Below are 1,112 nucleotides of genomic sequence, written 5' to 3'. Positions count from 1 at the left end.
CTGGGGATCTTGGCCCCTGGCGGATTTACAACCACCCACCAAAGTGCAATAAGATCGCCAAAAGAGGTTGACAACATAAAACTTAGGGCAATGTTTCCGTCTCGCTTTCTAGGTCAAAGCGTCGAAGCACACCCGCACGCGTTTCATTCTTGGCAATTTGGCGGATGTGGATTTCAGCTTCAGACGTTGTGCCCCAATTTCTGCCAATAAAGAATCGTTCAATCTCTGTATCGCCTACGAGTGACTGCCCAGTTTTTCTGTGAATGTATTTGGCCAGTGACGCGTATTCGTCTTGTAATTTGTAAATGTGATGGCTGACCTGCAAAGCGCAGCGGATGTATTTTGAAAGTTCTTTGAGCTTTTGTGCCTGCTCAGATGAGTCAATCCAATAAACTTTCAGTATGTTGCCTTGACTAGACATCAAAAAGAAATCGCTTACTGCAGTTCCGCAAAAGACGACGCTCTGCATCTGGTAATCGCTTTTCTTCATCGCATACCGATGCAGCTCTTCAAGCAAAGCAATTCGGTCATCTAAGACTTTGGATGCTTTGCTGACCCCGCGAACATAAATGTCAGCGCCTGCTGGAAATCTTTTCTCCAGCATGTCCAGTGGCGGCAGTTTGGTTTTCTCATTCAAAAAAATGTAGCCTTGTGGGTATTTCATAATCAGCTCCGGATGTTTGAAATTTTGATCACATTCGACTGGCCAGCTTTGCGCGCTTGGTTGGCGCTCATGACCACATCGCTGAATATTGATCGTGCAGACCCTCGGCCAGCTTGAACCACTTGGTCCAGTGTGGCGTCTGGCGGTGCCACCAAACCTGACTGTGTGTAGATGCGGCGAAGAATAGGACGCCAGTGCTGCGGTGGGGGCACATTCATGTCAATCAATACGCTTCGGTTTTGAACGCCCGCATCAACCTCGTTTAAATGGTTGGTGGTCATGATGAACACCACATTGGTTCGGTTCATTAGGGCCTTGAAAGATGCCTTGGCTGCGTCTGTGAGCAAGTCCACCTCATCCAAGATCACATAGTGCAGACCACTGGCATTCCAAGACACAAAGCTGGTGGCGTTTTGAATGCTGTTGATCAAGCCCACGCCGTTTTGAC

At 48.1% G+C, this 1,112-nt stretch carries 2 protein-coding genes; both read right to left on the bottom strand.

The genetic code is table 11. The features are described from left to right. Positions 1–82: 82 nt before the first annotated feature. Positions 83–664: a hypothetical protein gene (locus tag Q0341_RS14215; RefSeq protein ID WP_299514629.1), complete on the bottom strand. Its 582-nt coding sequence runs from the start codon at positions 662–664 to the stop codon at positions 83–85. Positions 665–666: 2 nt separating this feature from the next. Further along, positions 667–1,112, bottom strand: a 446-nt coding sequence (locus tag Q0341_RS14210) for a hypothetical protein (protein ID WP_299514627.1), incomplete at its 5' end; no start/stop codon positions are given.

The sequence above is a fragment of the uncultured Limnohabitans sp. genome (assembly GCF_937889215.1).
GTDB lineage: Bacteria > Pseudomonadota > Gammaproteobacteria > Burkholderiales > Burkholderiaceae_C > Limnohabitans_A.
Note: the sequence above shows the minus strand (reverse complement) of the source record. Positions and strands in the feature narration are given on the sequence as shown.

Excerpts from the sequence above, each read along its gene's own strand:
- Q0341_RS14215 (WP_299514629.1), bottom strand. The coding sequence starts at position 664 with ATGAAATACCCACAAGGCTACATTTTTTTGAATGAGAAAACCAAACTG.